This is a genomic window from Bradyrhizobium sp. Kon58, from assembly GCF_055807455.1.
Map to the genome: position 1 here is coordinate 1 of NZ_JBVVOT010000088.1, position 1,165 is coordinate 1,165.

Annotated in this window: 1 protein-coding gene; it reads right to left on the reverse strand. The window is 65.5% G+C overall.

Annotated features, from left to right (window positions below; all coding sequences use genetic code 11):
- Positions 1-343: 343 nt before the first annotated feature.
- Positions 344-556 carry a hypothetical protein gene (locus AC0L20_RS39530; protein WP_473295593.1) on the reverse strand — a complete coding sequence of 71 codons (213 nt, stop codon included), beginning with the start codon at positions 554-556 and terminating at the stop codon, positions 344-346.
- Between the last annotated feature and the right edge of the window lie 609 nt (positions 557-1,165).

Consider the following 1,165-nt stretch of genomic DNA (forward strand, 5'->3'; position numbering starts at 1 on the left):
AGCGGCAGAGATGGATCACTGCCGCGCTCGCGTGGTCAGAACTCAATTCCCTGCGCGGGGCTGCCGAGCACAACGTGCCGGAAGGGTGGCCTACGCGGCAGCTCGTTGCCGGTGCAAGGCGCAGCGCCTTCCCCCACCCCCTTCCAAGGCGCTAGGAGCGAGTTCAGGGGGAAACGCGATGCCGCACCCGCTCACGGCATCAGATCCTCGCCGGTGAGGGCAGGACCACCGGCTGGGTATGTGAGCTTGGTCCACGGGAGGCGGCACTCTTCGCGCACTGCGGGACGGCTGCCAGGCTTCATCGGGTGCGCGGTGCGGCACCATCAACGACAGGGTGGGAGCGTCAGGCCTCGCCGGGTCCAGAGAAAGTCGCTGCATGCGGCGTTGTGCGAGGCGTCGGCAGCGGCCGCTCGCTCGGTCCGGATGCCGAGGGCTGACCTCCCCTGCTGTCATACCGCTTGGCGAGATCCAGGAGACGACGCCGGGTGAACGGATCAGCCTTCTCGGCCATACCCCGGACCCTTTGGGCCAGACCCCGGTAGAACTCCTGCTCCATGACACGCTCCTCAACATCACCGCCCAGAGTTGAGTGCTATGCGGCGACGGAGTCAAGAAGGCGCGCAACAGTGCGTGAACCCGACCTAATTTTTGTCGGCCAGCTTGAGCTCGCAATCTCGGCTGAACTAGAGTGCCATCGCAGGGGAAAAACAGATGGCCATGCTCCATCCGGTCCGGAAGGCGTGCCCGGCGTGCGGCAAGCCGATGAAAGCTGTGTCCGAGGAAGCTTCAGAACGGCCGCCGCGGTACGTGTGCACCAATTGCAACGATGACCCGCTACACGACCCCGCCGCCCGCAAATGGGCGGACGGTCCGCTGCGGCCTCCGGAGCCGTAGGCGTTCGAGCTGCGCGCGGTCTTGATGTCGAGCATGGAACGGGCTCGGCCGGATGCCGTTGATGTGGTGGGCCCGCGCGAATGCACGGCCTGCGTGGCTCCGCCCTCAAGCCCCCCAGCCCCCAAAACGGCGGGGCCACGCTCATTCTTCCCAGTCCTCTCGCAGAATTTTTCGTTGACCGTAACTTGCGTGAATCCCCGGCTGGCCGGGTTCAGGCAGAATGCTGCTTTCGCTGGGGGAGACCTCCAATGTTCGATGCTGAAACCACCGC